General features: G+C 59.3%; 14 protein-coding genes and 2 pseudogenes. 7 read left to right on the forward strand and 9 right to left on the reverse strand.

Translation table 11 applies throughout. The features are described 5' to 3' along the window. Both ABDB81_RS29815 and ABDB81_RS29820 read left to right on the forward strand, forming a co-directional pair. On the forward strand, positions 1 to 737 hold a 737-nt coding region (locus ABDB81_RS29815; protein WP_346814337.1), incomplete at its 5' end, for an aminotransferase class III-fold pyridoxal phosphate-dependent enzyme. 453 nt (positions 738 to 1,190) lie between these two features. After that, positions 1,191 to 1,574: a MarR family transcriptional regulator gene (locus tag ABDB81_RS29820; protein WP_346814338.1), complete on the forward strand. Its 384-nt coding sequence runs from the start codon at positions 1,191 to 1,193 to the stop codon at positions 1,572 to 1,574. 115 nt (positions 1,575 to 1,689) lie between these two features. Here ABDB81_RS29820 and ABDB81_RS29825 read toward each other — a convergent pair whose 3' ends face one another. The 3 genes from ABDB81_RS29825 to ABDB81_RS29835 all read right to left on the reverse strand — a co-directional run bounded on the left by ABDB81_RS29825 (position 1,690) and on the right by ABDB81_RS29835 (position 5,460). Then, a complete protein-coding gene (locus tag ABDB81_RS29825; protein WP_346814339.1) occupies positions 1,690 to 2,694 on the reverse strand; it encodes a PDR/VanB family oxidoreductase in 1,005 nt (334 codons plus the stop codon). A gap of 7 nt (positions 2,695 to 2,701) precedes the next feature. Then, on the reverse strand, positions 2,702 to 3,994 hold the full coding sequence (locus tag ABDB81_RS29830) for a Rieske 2Fe-2S domain-containing protein (protein ID WP_346814340.1): 1,293 nt from the start codon (positions 3,992 to 3,994) through the stop codon (positions 2,702 to 2,704). Positions 3,995 to 4,437: 443 nt separating this feature from the next. Continuing rightward, positions 4,438 to 5,460 carry a LysR family transcriptional regulator gene (locus tag ABDB81_RS29835; RefSeq protein ID WP_346814341.1) on the reverse strand — a complete coding sequence of 341 codons (1,023 nt, stop codon included), beginning with the start codon at positions 5,458 to 5,460 and terminating at the stop codon, positions 4,438 to 4,440. A 20-nt stretch (positions 5,461 to 5,480) separates the two neighbouring features. Between ABDB81_RS29835 and ABDB81_RS29840 the strand changes: the two genes are divergently transcribed. From ABDB81_RS29840 to ABDB81_RS29860, 5 genes are all read left to right on the forward strand, one after another. Further along, positions 5,481 to 6,227: a catechol 1,2-dioxygenase gene (locus ABDB81_RS29840; protein ID WP_346814342.1), complete on the forward strand. Its 747-nt coding sequence runs from the start codon at positions 5,481 to 5,483 to the stop codon at positions 6,225 to 6,227. A 147-nt stretch (positions 6,228 to 6,374) separates the two neighbouring features. Beyond that, positions 6,375 to 7,355, forward strand: a complete 981-nt coding sequence (locus ABDB81_RS29845; protein WP_346814343.1) for a tripartite tricarboxylate transporter substrate-binding protein — start codon at positions 6,375 to 6,377, stop codon at positions 7,353 to 7,355. Between the two features lie 18 nt (positions 7,356 to 7,373). After that, positions 7,374 to 8,486 (forward strand): muconate cycloisomerase family protein, encoded by a 1,113-nt coding sequence (locus ABDB81_RS29850; protein ID WP_346814344.1) that lies wholly within the window; start codon positions 7,374 to 7,376, stop codon positions 8,484 to 8,486. Between the two features lie 33 nt (positions 8,487 to 8,519). Beyond that, positions 8,520 to 9,287: a dienelactone hydrolase family protein gene (locus tag ABDB81_RS29855; protein ID WP_346814345.1), complete on the forward strand. Its 768-nt coding sequence runs from the start codon at positions 8,520 to 8,522 to the stop codon at positions 9,285 to 9,287. Continuing rightward, on the forward strand, positions 9,284 to 10,342 hold the full coding sequence (locus ABDB81_RS29860; RefSeq protein ID WP_346814346.1) for a maleylacetate reductase: 1,059 nt from the start codon (positions 9,284 to 9,286) through the stop codon (positions 10,340 to 10,342). The genes ABDB81_RS29855 and ABDB81_RS29860 overlap by 4 nt, the downstream gene beginning before the upstream one ends. 28 nt (positions 10,343 to 10,370) lie before the next feature. Here the strand turns inward: ABDB81_RS29860 and ABDB81_RS29865 are convergent, their stop codons facing one another. The 6 genes and pseudogenes from ABDB81_RS29865 to ABDB81_RS29890 all read right to left on the reverse strand — a co-directional run. Further along, a complete protein-coding gene (locus ABDB81_RS29865) occupies positions 10,371 to 10,514 on the reverse strand; it encodes a hypothetical protein (RefSeq protein WP_346814349.1) in 144 nt (47 codons plus the stop codon). Next, positions 10,502 to 10,588 (reverse strand): annotated as a pseudogene (locus ABDB81_RS29870) (LysR family transcriptional regulator); the annotation flags it as partial. The pseudogene ABDB81_RS29870 and the gene ABDB81_RS29865, both read right to left, overlap by 13 nt. A 28-nt stretch (positions 10,589 to 10,616) precedes the next feature. Further along, entirely contained in the window at positions 10,617 to 11,318 is a 702-nt protein-coding gene (locus ABDB81_RS29875) for an SDR family oxidoreductase (RefSeq protein WP_346814348.1), read from the reverse strand. A 2-nt stretch (positions 11,319 to 11,320) separates the two neighbouring features. Further along, positions 11,321 to 12,088: a phenylalanine 4-monooxygenase gene (gene phhA, locus ABDB81_RS29880; protein WP_346814347.1), complete on the reverse strand. Its 768-nt coding sequence runs from the start codon at positions 12,086 to 12,088 to the stop codon at positions 11,321 to 11,323. 203 nt (positions 12,089 to 12,291) lie between these two features. Next, positions 12,292 to 13,839, reverse strand: coding sequence for an IS91-like element ISPps1 family transposase (locus ABDB81_RS29885; RefSeq protein ID WP_011117152.1), 1,548 nt, complete (start codon positions 13,837 to 13,839; stop codon positions 12,292 to 12,294). Between the two features lie 108 nt (positions 13,840 to 13,947). After that, positions 13,948 to 14,541 (reverse strand): annotated as a pseudogene (locus tag ABDB81_RS29890) (FAD-dependent oxidoreductase); the annotation flags it as partial. Positions 14,542 to 14,586: the final 45 nt, after the last annotated feature.

Below are 14,586 nucleotides of genomic sequence, written 5' to 3' on the forward strand. Positions count from 1 at the left end.
AAAAGTGGGAGGCCACCATACCCGTTTACAAAGCGAACAGGAAAGACATTGCGGCGGTGATCGTCGAGCCCTTCTCGGGGTCTGCTGGAGTGGTCGTGCCCCCAATGGGCTACTTGCAGCGACTGCGCGAGATCTGCACCCAACAAGACATTTTGCTCATCTTCGACGAGGTGATCACCGCTTTTGGTCGCACGGGGTGCTGGACTGGAGCTGAAGCGTTTGGCGTCACGCCGGACATCATGACGATGGCCAAACAGATTACGAACGGCACACAGCCGCTTGGTGCCGTGGTCGTGAAGCAGGAGATACATGACGTCTTCATGAGGGCAGGAGGGCCGTCGTACATGTTGGAGTTTCCTCACGGCTACACCTACTCAGCTCATCCCGTCGCTTGCGCCGCGGCGCTGGCCAGCTTGCAGCTCTTGGAGGAGGAAGCCGCGCTTGAGCGGGTTCGCGAGCTCGCGCCACGCTTTGAGGAGGCCGTCCACAGCTTGCGCGCCGCAGACAACGTGGCAGACATTCGCAACTTTGGCTTGGCGGCTGGCATCACTGTGGCGAGTGCACCAGGTGAGCCCGCACTGCGGCCGTACAACGTTGCTATGGCCATGTATCGCAAGGGGTTCTACGTCCGGTATGGAGGTGACACGATCCAGATCGCACCGCCTTTCATCAGCACGCCGAATGAGATCGATCGTTTGGTCAACGCGCTTGGCGACACCTTCAATGAGACTGACTAGGGCTACGCTCAAGCATTCCGGTAATGCGGAATAGGATGTGGCGGCCAACCTTGTATGCCGGTCCACCAGCGTTCGCCGAGGGACAACATCGCGTCCAGGGGCCGTCACTGTCGAATGGCTGGAACCGACACTGGAGTACGTAGCCAAAGCCGCTCATCCTCGTAGGTTTCTTCCTTGAGCACGGCCAACTCGATGCCGCGGATCAGCAGTTTGCCCCTAGGCGCCGGGAGCATCTGCGGATCGAACAACGGAGGCACGGCATTCGTTTTTGAGTTGTGAAACGCACCCGAGGGCACCACTAGCGATCAGTTCGTTGCACTCGAGTCGCAAAAATCGGACAATGGCTTTCAATCTTCGTCGAATTCTACAATTTCTATGCAGCTTCAATTGAGTGTTTGGCGCAACGCGAGATTCGCCGTAATTGGGAATAAGCTTACTTTGACTCTCGCAGAGATGTACACGAAAAAATTTGATATTTCGCAGACTGAATGGCGAATCATTGCAGTGCTAGCCGAGCATGCTCCGATGGCCCTCAAAGAACTTTCTGAGTTCATCGTCATCGACATTTTTTCCATCACTCGAGCTACTTCCGATCTGGTCAAGAGAGGGTTCTTGACCAGGCGCGTGGATCAACAAGATAGAAGAAGAATCGAGTTGCGACTGGCGGCGCGAGGGCGCAAAGTCTATGAAGAAATAGTGCCCGTTGCACTTAGTGTCGAACGAGCCGTCTTTGGAGTTTTATCAAAGGCCGAATCGGACCAGCTCAACATCATCCTTGACAAGATCGAAGGACATATCGACAAGGCGCTCGCAGAGCGCTCTTGGAGTTTGCCTTAGGTTGATGCGAAGTCTTGATCAGGAGAGCCGAGCGACCACCTGAAGCGTTGACGCGAATCCGCGGGACAGTCGCAGGCGGTGGGCCTAGCTGTCCTTGCATGCCCCATGCTTCTGGCTATATGTCAAGAGTCAGCTCCGCGGAGGCACCCCAGGAGACGCAAGTGCACATGTATTTTTCGGACTTCTTCTCCTCGTCGGACAAGAACATGTCGCGATGAAGCGGAACGCCCTTGGTCACCGATACAGCGCAGATGCCGCAGTCGCCACGCTTGCAGCCGTAGGTGGGATCCAGGCCGTGTCGCAGCATCGAATCTACAATGCTCTCGGGCTGTTGAACGATGATGGTCTTCCTGCGCTTGGCCAAGTGAACAGTCAACGTCGCATGAGGTGCATCGCGTACGCCGCCAAAACTCTCGGACCTGACCACGCGGTTGTGCCACCTGTAGCGTTCGCATAGCCGAGAGATGGTTCGAATGAATGACTGCGGACCGCACACGTAGATCCTCTGGCGTTCAACGGGATCTCGAAGCAAGGTATCGAAATCGTAGTAGCTCTGCGCGAGCCCTCCATCAGCGTGACACTCGACTTCAGCGAACTCACTCTTCGACAAGAGATCAAGGAGGGGTGCATCCTCCAAATCACGTACGCAATAAATGACCCGGTGTCTGATCTTTAGTCGAGACAATTGGGACGACAGTGAGTATATCGGTGTGATGCCAATCCCACCTGCTATCAGGAGGTGGCTGTTCGCGTTCAGATCCAGTGAGAAGCCGTTGCGGGGACGGCGCACCTCCAATTCCATTCCAGTGGATACTGCCTCGTGCAGATGGCGCGAGCCTCCGCGTCCGCGGTCCTCCCGTTTGACCGCGATCTCGTATGTGGACCTGTCTCCGGGATTCCCGATCAGCGAATAGGCGTTCCACGCATGCTCGCCATCAGTCAGCGTGACCAGCACCTCGATGTGCGAGCCTGCTTCATACCGAGGAAGAATCCCTCCATCTACTGCACGGAGTCGCAGTACCTTCGTGCTTGGTGACGCCGCGATAGTCTCAACGACTCGCATACGCAGCGTATCGGCGTGATCTGTGCGCTCGCGGGGGCGTGTTTTTGATGTTTCCATCGTTCCCTCAATTCGATTGGTTCGCAGTCTCTGTCTGGATCCGCATGGTGTCGAGTACCACGGGAAGCTGGTCGAAATCCGTCGGATCTGCATGCAGTCCGGAGTAACTCTGCACCATGTAGATCTGTCCGCCGGCACTGGTGCGAGGAGGCGTACCTTCTGCAGTCGCCTTTGCGGCGCGCAGCATGAGGTTGCGCATCGCCACGATGGGTGTATCGCTTGAGGCCAGGTGCTCGCGAGTCCTGTCAACAATGGGGCCGCAACTCTCCGTCACCACTGCATCCTGAGCGCGGATTCCATGTATTCCGGTGAAGGATTGGTCGCGCTGAACACGTCGGTCGAGCAGATAGTCGTTGCCCTTGTTCTCCACTGGTGTCGTCGTTCCTGGAATGACCCGACGGTGGGCAACCGCGCCGTCTCTCCACAGGCCAAGCTCTGTCGCGTCCGGCGGTCCGTCCTTTCGATAAGTTACGCAAATCGACCATAGGCTCTCGTTGTCCCTGGGAACCCACACCCGCCATACCCGCGAGTTCTGATCATCGCTTGGCGCGATCATGGTGTAGAAGGGCATCAGGAACAGATCCACGCGCCAGAAGAACGGCATCTCGTTTTTCACCAGCCTGCGCGCGCCGCACGCAAGTCCGAAATCCGTTTCGAGGATTTTCCAGCGCGGTGCCTGAGCCTCCTGGAAGTAGGAGCCAAACAATGATTCCTTTGGAACCTGAGGATTGTCGAGTCGCTTGTGCAGGAAGGCTACGTGAGCTTCATCCACTTCACCCTCGAGAGCCTGAACGAAATTGCAGTCCTGCTGCCAGCGGGACATATGCCGATGGGACGGCGGGTATTCCATCCATTCGAAGTTTGGCAACTCGGGGGCTGGGGTCGCGCTTCCCATGTATACCCAGCCCAGACCCGAATGCTCACGGACTGGGTACGCTTTAATCTTCACGCAATCTCGGAACGCGCTGGAAGGGGGTTCAGATGGCATGTCGACGCACGTGCCATTCACGTCGAATTTCCATCCATGGTAGATGCACCGTACTCCGCTCTCCTCGTTTCGGCCGTAGAACAGGCTTGCGACGCGGTGCGGGCAGAACTCATCGATCACACCCAGCCTGCCGCCACTGTCTCTGAACACGATCAGATCTTCGCCGAGCAACTTGATCCGCTGCGGCGGCGCATCGATCGCCGGCAATTCGTGTTCGCACATGAATGGAATCCAGTGGCTTCTGACCATCTCGCCCATCGGACTGTCCGCGTTCGTGTTTGTGAGCAGAATGTTCTCTTCTCTTGTGGTCATTTGAGCAGACCCTTCCTTGTTGAGTTGATGTTGCGCAGCACGGATGGCCACACCTGTCGATGGCAGCCCTTCATCGCAAGACGCAAGCGATCACGACGATGCGATCAGTCGAAGAAATATAGCTGCAATATGCAATTATTGCAATCTGCAGTCAATAATTTTGATTGGTGTTTACCCGATATCTGGTCGAGATGTGGCAGAGCGGGTGTGTGCGCAATTCCGGAGCACATTGGCCGATGGGGCGCGTCTCGTTGGCGTGGTGGGGCTCGCTCGCGAGCAGCCGACCCCAACTAGGAGCGGCCTGCCGTTACGCCGTTTTCTGGCGGCTAGTAGCTGGTGACCAGGTGCGCATCAGCTATGCGATTTCGCGGGCCAGTGGGTCCCCTCAAGGCGTCGGTGGCCTCGAAGTCGCCAGGCTCGCTGGGATCGGAACTCAGAGCGACCTACCCTTTATTCCGGAGCGCTCGAATGAGATCCAGGAAACGGGAAAGACTTGGATTCAGGTCATCCTTCCGGTAGGCGCAATAGACGCTGCTGGTCGGCTTGGGCCGGATCAACTTCACGAAGGAGACCTGCGGAAGCTGAATACTCATGGCCGAGATTGGGACCAGGGCAACGCCAAAACCTGCCGAGACAAGGGCGAGGCAGGCCAACAAGTCTTCAGCCTCTTTGACAATCAGCGGGGCGAAACCGACCTGTTCGCAGATGCGAAGCACCTCGTCGGCGAAGCTCGGCCGTGACGTGCGAGGGAAGACCACGATGTTCTCGTCACGCAAAGCGACCACCGGCACCTCAGCCCGTTTGGCCAGCGGATTGCTTGACGCTGTGGCCAGGACGATGGGTTCGCGAACAACCTCCTCGCACGAGACATCTGGCTCGTTCGGGTATTGCCGGGCGAACCCGATGTCGAGCCACCCGTCGCGAAGCGCTTGGATCTGCTTGTCTTTGGGCAGGTGATATAGGTCCACCGTGACCTGTGGGTTGAGCTCTCGAAACGCTGTAACTATTCGGGGAAGGACGCCAAATATCGGTGAACCGTAGTAGGCGATCTCCAGATGACCGAATTCGCCTCGAGCAGCGCGGCGAGACCGGTCGACTGCGTCGCTCACGACGCGCAGCGCTCTTCGCGCCTCCTCAAGGAAGACGTGCCCGGCAGCCGTCAGCTCTACTCCGCGTGCTGTTCGGTCAAGCAGCTGTACGCCGACCTGTGCTTCCAACTGGCCGATCATGCGGGACAGAGGAGGCTGAGAGATGTGAAGTTGCATGGAGGCACGCCGAAAGCTGCGCTCCTCCGCAACCGCTACGAAGTATCGGAGATGCCGAAGTTCCAATCTGAGTCCTCGATCAAATGCGGAGGCGATACCTTTTTGGTCATCCTCAGTGCAAAAACAGTATTGGAAGATATCACCGTTTCTACATAAAGTCGATGTCAACCAAGCTGCAAATGGCCGATCGGCCCAATACAAGAACTCTGTAGGAGATTGACATGTCGACGCGTTCAGAATTAGTGATTCAAGACCTTGTGAAGGCGGTGCGTGAAGTGTTATGGCGTCACGACGTGACGTTCGAGGAGTACCGCGCCGCCGTGGGCTTTCTGATGAAGTACACCAAAGGCCCGGAGTTCGAGGTTCCGCTGACGTGCGACATGCTCTTCAATGCGACCATCTCGGACATCGAGATGAAGCACCGAAAGGGCTCGATCAGCAACCTCGAGGGGCCGTACTTTCTCGAAGCAGTGCCGGAAATCGCCGACCGCATCAAGACGCGCGGTGAACAGGGTGATGAACTGATCATCGAAGGCCGCGTCACCGATCTCGCCGGAAATGCCGTCGAAGGTGCCCAGTTGTACATCTGGCACTCCGACTCCCAAGGCTTTTACAGCGGATTCCGGGAGGACCTGCCGACCGATCTGTATCGCGGACGAAAGGTCATTGGCCCGACGGGTGCCTTCCACGTGCGAACCACGATGCCAGCGCCTTACACGATTCCACATGACGGCCCTAGCGGCGAACTGCTTGGCTTCCTGGGGCGGCATCCGTGGAGGCCAGCCCATGTGCACTTCAAAGTGCGGGCGGCCGGATTTGTCGAGCATACGACTCAGGCCTACTTCGCCGGGGGCCAGTGGGTCGACAGCGACTGCGTGGAAGGCGTTCGGCCCGCGCTGGTGCATGAGCCTGAGGAGCGGGGAGGCGCGAAAGTTTTGAAGATCAACTTTGTGCTCGACCCTGCTTGATGCGCCTCGGCGGGGTGACCGATGCACCTCGCGCCGCGGTCACCGCTTTGATCTCTCCGTGCGGCGCGAACTTCGTCGCACGACGATCAACCCCCTCATTCCTCGCACCCTGCCCTCTTCTGAACCCTCATCTGTGAAGGAAATCGTATGAACAACAGACGGCATCTACTGGCTAGCGCGGCAGCTGTCGCGCTATCGGGACTTGCGCGCGCACAATCAGATGCGCCACGCGAAAATCTGCGGATCGTGTGCGGCTTTCCCGCCGGAGGCACGGCTGACACTGTGGCGCGGCGCATGTCGGACGGAGCAACTCCTACGCTTGCACGGACTTCGGTCGTCGAGACGAAAACTGGTGCGGGCGGCCAGATTGCCGCGCAGTTCGTGAAGAACGCTCCGGCCGACGGGAGCACACTGCTGATGACTCCTCTCGCAATCCTGAACACCTACCCCCACACTTTCGCGAAACTGCCGTACGACTCGCTCAACGACTTTGTCGCGGTGGGTGCGGGCGCATCGTTCGAATATGCGATCGGCGTCGGCCCCAGCGTACCCTCCACTGTCAAGAGTATTGCCGATCTCATGAAGTGGTGCAGGCTTTCACCCAACAACGCCATTTTCGGCTCGCCAGCGCCAGGCGCAGCGGCGCATTTCATCGGCGTGCTCATAGGCAAATCCGCGGGTGTAGAAATGACCCACGTGGCCTACCGCGGCACGCCGCCGGCCATCCTGGATATGGTTGGGGGCCAAATTCCGGTCGTCATTGGTCCTGTGGGGGAATTCCTGCAGTACGCAAAGGACGGCAGGTGCCGCATCATCGCAACCAGTGGCGATAAGCGCAGCCGCTTCTCCCCAGAAACTACAACGATTAGGGAGCAGGGCTATCCTGAGCTGACGTTCATCGAATGGTTCGCTTTTTTTGCGCCCACTGGCACACCGGCGACCGTGATAGACCGAACCAACGCGCAGATAGCGCACGCGCTGACCAAACCGTCCATTGCAACGAACTTCGCCACGCTGGGCATGGAAGTGCAGTTGAGTACGCCAGCGGAACTCGCAGCTCGGCTACGGCGCGATTACGGCGTCTGGAAAGAGATTGTCCGGAAAGTCGGTTTCACACCGCAGAGCTGATTCAGTAAAGGAACACACATGAGAATCGAATCGATCACCGCCAGGATCGTCGACGTTCCGACACGTCGTCCGATCCAGATGTCGTTCACGACGGTGAACAAACAAAGCTATGTGATCGTCGAAATCAAAGCTGAAGGCCTTGTCGGCATCGGGGAAGGCGGCAGTGTTGGTGGACCCACCTGGAGTTCCGAGTCCGCGGAGACCATCAAAGCGATCATCGATACCTACTTGACACCTCATCTGATCGGTAAGGACGCGTCCAACCTGAACGTAGCCCGCATCCTGATGGACAAGGCGGTGACTGGAAATTTCTCTGCGAAAGCGGCGATTGATATCGCGCTCCACGATCTAAAGGCACGGGCCCTGAACTTGTCTGTGGGCGACCTGATCGGCGGCAGAACGAGGGACAGCATCCCTATTGCGTGGACGTTGGCCAGTGGTGACACACAACGAGACATCGACTCGGCTCTCGAAATGATCGAGTCGCGCCGGCACAATCGCTTTAAAGTGAAGCTGGGGATCCGCACACCCGCCGAGGACTTGCAGCACATTCGCAGTATCGTGAAGGCCGTGGGCGACAAAGCGTCCGTCCGCGTTGATGTGAACCAGGCGTGGGACGAACAAACCGCCTCGATTTGGATTCCCCGCCTGGAAGAGGCAGGCGTGGAGTTGGTCGAGCAGCCTGTGGCGCGAGCGAATTTTGGAGCCCTTCGGCGGCTTACGGAGCAGAATCGCGTTGCGATCCTGGCCGACGAAAGTCTCAGCTCGCTCTCGTCCGCCTTCGAACTGGCGCGCGACCGCGCTGCGGACGTTTTTTCATTGAAGCTTTGTAATATGGGCGGCATTGCAAATACCTTGAGGGTGGCGACCATAGCGGAGGCAGCAGGAATCTCCTCCTATGGCGGCACGATGCTCGACTCGACAGTGGGCACCGCTGCTGCGCTCCACGTTTACTCAACGCTGCCGTCTCTGCCTTATGGGTGTGAGCTGATCGGTCCTTGGGTTCTCAGTGACCGGCTAACTCAGCAAGACTTGGAAATCAAGGATTTCGAAGTACAGATTCCCCAAGGTCCGGGGCTGGGTGTCGATCTCGACCATGACAAGGTTCGTCATTACGCGCGCGCGGCTTGAGATGCACCTTGGCCCCAGGTCAGAAGCGAATCGGTGGCAGAAATTGCTCATCGACCTTCGTTTCAATGCAATCACTTAGGAATAGGCAAGATCATGCTGACAGAAGGTGTAGCGATCCGTTCGCTCGATGGAACTTGTTTCGGGGCACTTCTTCAATTGCCCTGTGCAGGCCGCGGCCCCGTGGTGGTTGTCGCGCAGGAGATTTTTGGCGTCAACCCGTTTATGCAGGAAGTCGTGCAATGGCTAGCTTCGGAAGGGTTCGTCGGGCTTTGTCCAGACTTGTATTGGCGCCACGGGTCGGGCATCACGTTCGATCCCCTGAATGAAGCACAGAGGCAGCGCGCGTTGGAAATGTTCCATGACTATGACCTCGAAGAAGGAGTAGCCGATTTACGTGCGACCGTCAACCACGCGCGTTCGCAGCCTTTTTGTGACGGCAATGTGGCCGTTGTTGGTTATTGCCTCGGTGGGGCGTTGGCCTACGAAGCCGCAGCGGAGGGCGTGTCGGACTGCTGTATCGGGTACTACGGCGTCGGCTTTGAAAAGCGACTCCACCGTGCGCCGCTGATCACCACCCCGGCCATGTTTCATATGGGGAAGCAGGACCACTATGTGAGCCCAGAGGCCCAAGTACTTATCACGGGCGCTTTCGGGAAGAACTCCTCAATCGAACTGCATTGGTACGATGCAGGGCACTCCTTCGCACGCGCATCGAGTCCGAATTATTCTGCGCAGGCAACTCGCACCGCAAACGCGCGCACACTGGAGCTATTGAAGCGTACAGGGACAAAAGGCAAATGAATTTTGTCCACGACCCACTCACGCCTCGCGTACTTTTCGGCCCAGGTGTTCTTCAGGCCTTGCCGAGTGAGCTGGGGCGGCTTGGGCTCAAACGCGTGCTTGTCATCTCTACTCTGGAGCAGCGCGGACTCGCAGAGCTCGTTTCTGATCACATTTCCGAACGCGTGGCAGGTTTCTTTGATCGCGCGACGATGCATGTTCCGGCGCCGATCGTTGAGGACGCTGTTTCAATGGCGCGTGATCTTGGGATCGACGGATATGTTGCCGCCGGTGGGGGCTCTACCATCGGCTTGGCAAAAATGCTCGCGCTTCAGTCCTCACTGCCAATCTTGGCGATTCCCACGACCTACGCCGGAAGTGAAATGACATCCATTTTTGGCATAACAGAGAGTGAACTAAAAAGGACGGGGCGAGACAAGCGTGTTCTTCCACGCACAGTGATCTACGACCCGGAGCTTACGCTCAGCCTGCCATCTTCGATTAGCGTCACAAGCGGCGTAAATGCAATCGCACATGCCGTTGAAGGGCTGTACGCGCCAGAAATCAATCCCATCTTATCGATCATGGCCCAGCAGGGAATTGCGGCTTTGGCCAAGGCAATACCAAAGATTCGCATAAAGCCAGCTGACCTGAAAGCTCGATCGGACGCTCTGTATGGCGCCTGGATGTGCGGAAGCGTGCTCGGTAACGTCAGCATGGCGCTTCACCATAAGTTGTGTCATACGCTCGGCGGAACGTTCAACCTTCCGCACGCTGAAACACACACAATCATTCTCCCTCATGCGCTCGCATACAACTCTCCGGCCATCCCAACCGCGATCAAGTTGCTTCAGGAGGCACTATCGATCCTCGACCCAGCGCGTGCGTTGTACGATCTCGCCAAATCGAACGGAGCACCGGTCTCGCTTCGGTCGATCGGGATGAAAGAAGCCGATCTCGGGCGCGCCTGTGACCTGGTCATGTCAGCGCAATATCCCAATCCTCGCCCGCTGGAGAAGCGAGCGATCGCAGGTCTTTTGCGGAGGGCCTACTTCGGGCAGACACCGCAACCGTAACGCAGCGACAGGGCTTTTAATGGCGCATTCATTGCTTAAAGGCGAAAGTGGGCTTCTGACGCCGCATCGATACGCCGGCACCGGTGTGGCGCGCATCTGCTGCGGCCTTCTCCACTTCTTCGAGGATCAGGTTCGTCCGTTCCAGGAAGATCTTGCCCGCTGCGCGACGCACAGGCGCAGGGCCGCACGGCCGAAATGCAACTCTTCGGCGACCGCCTGAAAGCACCGCAGGTGCCGGATGTCGATCATTGGGCAGATGGAATCGGGAAATCGCTCAGATCAGTCCGGTGACGGGGATCGAAGCACCGTGCACTGAACGGGCGCCGTCGGAACAGAGAAAGATGATCACGTCTGCCAATGCCGCAGGTGACACCCAACGGGAAAATACTTCGTCCGGCATGGCAGCTCGGTTGTCCGGTGTGTCGATGATCGACGGCAACACGCAGTTTACGTTGATGTTGCGGTCTTTCAACTCTGCGGACATTGCCTCCGTAAGCCGCATCAAGGCGCTCTTGGATGCGCAATAGGCACCCATCTGCGCCGCTCCTTTCGTTGCTGCCCCCGCTCCCACGGTGATGACGCTGCCGCCCCCATGCTCCAGCAGATGCGGCACCGTGGCGCGCGCCAAATTGACAAACGTGCGCGCATTGACGTCCATCAGGAAATCAAAGACATCGGGCGATGTTTCGTGAACCGGCTGTCCCATGCGGAAGGCGCCGGCCAGGTGGCACACTGCGTTGATGCGGCCGAAACGCTCGGCACCCGATCGAACAGCCTCGGCCACTTGCTCCGGTTCGCAAAGGTCTGTGGCGACCACTGCCACGTCGGCGGCGTCTGCGTAGCTGGCTCGCAATGCATCGACTTGGCGGTCGATCAGAACGAGCCGGATGCCGTGCCGCCTGAAGGCCGCCGCCACAGCCGTGCCCAAGTGCCCTCCGGCTCCGGTGATGATGGCTGCCTGGGATGTGTTGCTCATGTTCATGCCTGTTTCTTTGCCGCGTGGTAGCGGCCCGTTCCGCGGGTGATCACCGAGTCTGTTGCGAGAACATCGCCGGGGTCGTACTCGCTCGCACTCGCCACGCGCTCGTAAACGGGTGCAAAGTCGATATGGGCGAGTTCCAGCAGTTCGTCGAGATCGTCCAGCATGAAGTAGCTCTCCTGAAAGTCATCGATGCGGTAGCGGGTGCGCATCACTCGCTCCAGATCGAAGCGGAGACGGTTCGGTGAGTCGTCTTCGACCGAGAACACCGTTTCTGTCGCCGACGAGGCGATGCCGGCGCCGTAGATGCGCGGGCCCTCCGCTTGGCGGACGAGCCCGAATTCGACGGTGTACCAGTAGACCCGCGCAAGCTTCTCCAGCATCCCCAGCTTCTTGGCGCGCAGCCCGCCCTGACCATAGGCCTGGATGTAGTCGGCGATCACGGGGTTCATCAGCATTGGCACATGGCCGAACACGTCGTGGAATACGTCTGGCTCCTCCAGGTAGTCCAACTGGTCCGGCTTGCGGATGAACTGGCCCGAGGGGAAGCGGCGATGGGCCAAATGCTCGAAAAAGACATCGTCGGGAACCAGGCCCGGGACGGCCACGACCTGCCAGCCGGTCCGCTTCATCAGCGCTTCGGAAAGCTGCTCGAAGTTCGGGATCTGTTCCGGCCCGATAGGAAGGTCTTTCATTCCCTCGACGAAGGCGTCGCAGGCGCGGCCGGGAAGCAGCCGGCTCTGGCGCTCGAAGAGGGTTTTCCACACGGCGTGTTCCTGGGGACGGATAGGAAATTCAACCGCATGAGGCCAAGTATGGCACGAGTTTTGGGCCTCGAAACACGTTCGGCCAAGGAAGGTTGAGCGCTCGCTTGCCGCTCAATGGCAAGAGCTTGGGAGGCAGTATGCATTTGGGCCTGGCGCGCGCGCAGCTGCTTCCCCGCAGCGATGGATACCGCCGCTTCACTGGGTCACCAATTGACGCGCTGGTCTACCTCGTCGGGTTGAGCTGCCAGATCCCAATCCGGCTCGCCTTGCGCACCATCATCCACCGGCGCGTCGCAGCCCTCCCACAGCGGTGGCCCGCGTGCCGGGGTGATGTGCGGGGGGGCAGACTCCACCCCGATGTGGTTCAGGATGTGGCGGATTTCGGCGCTGTGGGTGATGAAGGCAATGATGCGCATCTGCCCACCGCACATGGGGCACAGCAGCGGAAATGCCTCGTAGATGCGGGCAATCAGCACCGCCCACAAGTAATGCGCCGCTCGCTTCGGGCGTGCTTCAGGTTCGGGTGTGGGTGTGGCCGCGTTGCCCGGCGCCGCCACCCCAGGTACGCCCGCGCCAGGTTGTGCAGTCTCCACCGTGGCTGGTTGCGACGCAGCAGGCTGAGCCAGCGCCGTTACCGCCGCTCTCAGCGGCGAGTTTGGTGCCAGCACACCAAAGTAGCGGTGCCGGTGGGTGCGTGGCGGTGGCACCAGCGCGGCGATGCGGTCGATCAGTTCCAGCGGTGTGAGGTGCAGCTCATCTGCCTTGGCACCACGCTTGTCACTGGTGGGCTCGCTGCGCTGTTTGGCACAGCGGTACACCAGTTTGCTTCCCTCTTTGCGTAGGCGCTCCATGGAAAACGGTGGACGCGCGCAATAGCGCAGCAGCCGCTCCAGCGCAGCGCGGTCGTGGGCTTCGATGCAGACACCGGCGTCCACCGAGAAGCCGCTGTGTTTGTAGCCCAGCATGTCTTTGGCGTCACAGTTCTCCAGCAGGCCCCGAGCAACGAAGGCGCGCAGGATGCGTTTTTGCAGTGTGGTCTGCACTGGGGCCACGGTAGCCGCATCGATGCCGGTGGCCGCGTGAAAGATGACACCCGGCGATGAGATTCGAGGGGTCGCATCAGCATCGCCCTCGCCCTCCACTTCCTCAAACACCCCGTCCACCACACAAACGTGGAAGTGGACGTGTTCATTGAGGCTGGAGCCGAATCGGTGAATGAAGGCGATGGCACCGATGTGCAGGCCTGCCTTGTCCATATGGGCCGCACCGGGGCTGTGGGTCTGCAGAGTTTGTGCGATCACCCGCAGAAAGATGCGCAGCACCATGCTCAGCACCGCTCCGTCGCGTTGCATGAAGTACCGCAACCTCTTGGGCACGGAGAGCACCCACTGGCGCACCGGCAGGCGGGGGAAAACGTGGTCGCTCAGGTGTGCCGCCGTCTCCACCATCCGCCGCGTGGTGCACGAGGGGCAGACTCCCCGGCCTTTGCAGGAGAAGGCTACAAAGTAGTCGTGCCCACAGTCGCCGCAGCGAGCGCGGGCAAAGCCATGGGCAAAGATGCCGCACTCAAGATACTTGGCAAACGCTTTGCGCACGAAGGGCTTGGGGGTGTGGTGGTCGCCCTGGCCGTCGAACTGACCCGCGCTGGCCAACTCTAGCCAGGTCTCGTAGTGCTCGGCTACCATTTGGTAGAGCAGCGTGCGTTCGGGGTGGCGTGGGTTGTAGAGCTTGGGCTTGGAAGTGGCTGACATGAATACTGTACAAATGCACAGTATTCTGCGGCGATTGTTTGGGTACGCAAAGCACAAGGCCCGAACCGTCGCCAGTTCGGGCCTTGTCAGGGTAGCTTGGCTGCGGACTTACTTGCGCGCAGGCGGCACATCCGTGCAGCTGCCATGCGCCACTTCCGCCGCCATGCCGATGCTCTCGCCCAGCGTCGGATGCGGGTGGATGGTCTTGCCGATGTCGACAGCGTCCGCACCCATCTCGATGGCCAGGGCGATCTCGCCGATCATGTCGCCCGCATGCGTGCCGACCATGCCGCCGCCCAGGATCTTGCCGTGGCCCCGGCCAGCATGGCCGTCTCCTGATCCTGCTTCGGGGCTGTCGTCGAACAGCAGCTTGGTGACGCCTTCGTCGCGGCCGTTGGCAATGGCGCGGCCCGAGGCCGCCCAGGGGAACAGGCCCTTCTTGACCTTGATGCCCTGCTGCTTGGCCTGGTCTTCGGTCAGGCCCACCCAGGCCACTTCGGGGTCGGTGTAGGCCACGCTGGGGATCACGCGGGCGTTGAAGGCGGCGCTGGCCAGTTCCTTGTTGCCCTGCAATTCGCCGGCGATCACTTCCGCCGCCACATGCGCCTCGTGCACCGCCTTGTGCGCCAGCATGGGCTGGCCCACGATGTCGCCGATGGCGAAGATGTGCGGCACATTGGTGCGCATCTGGATGTCCACGTTGGGGTCTCCTCGTTTTCAGTGCAATAAGTGACGGTACGAAAAGCT

The sequence above is a fragment of the Cupriavidus sp. DL-D2 genome, from assembly GCF_039710735.1.
Lineage (GTDB): Bacteria > Pseudomonadota > Gammaproteobacteria > Burkholderiales > Burkholderiaceae > Cupriavidus.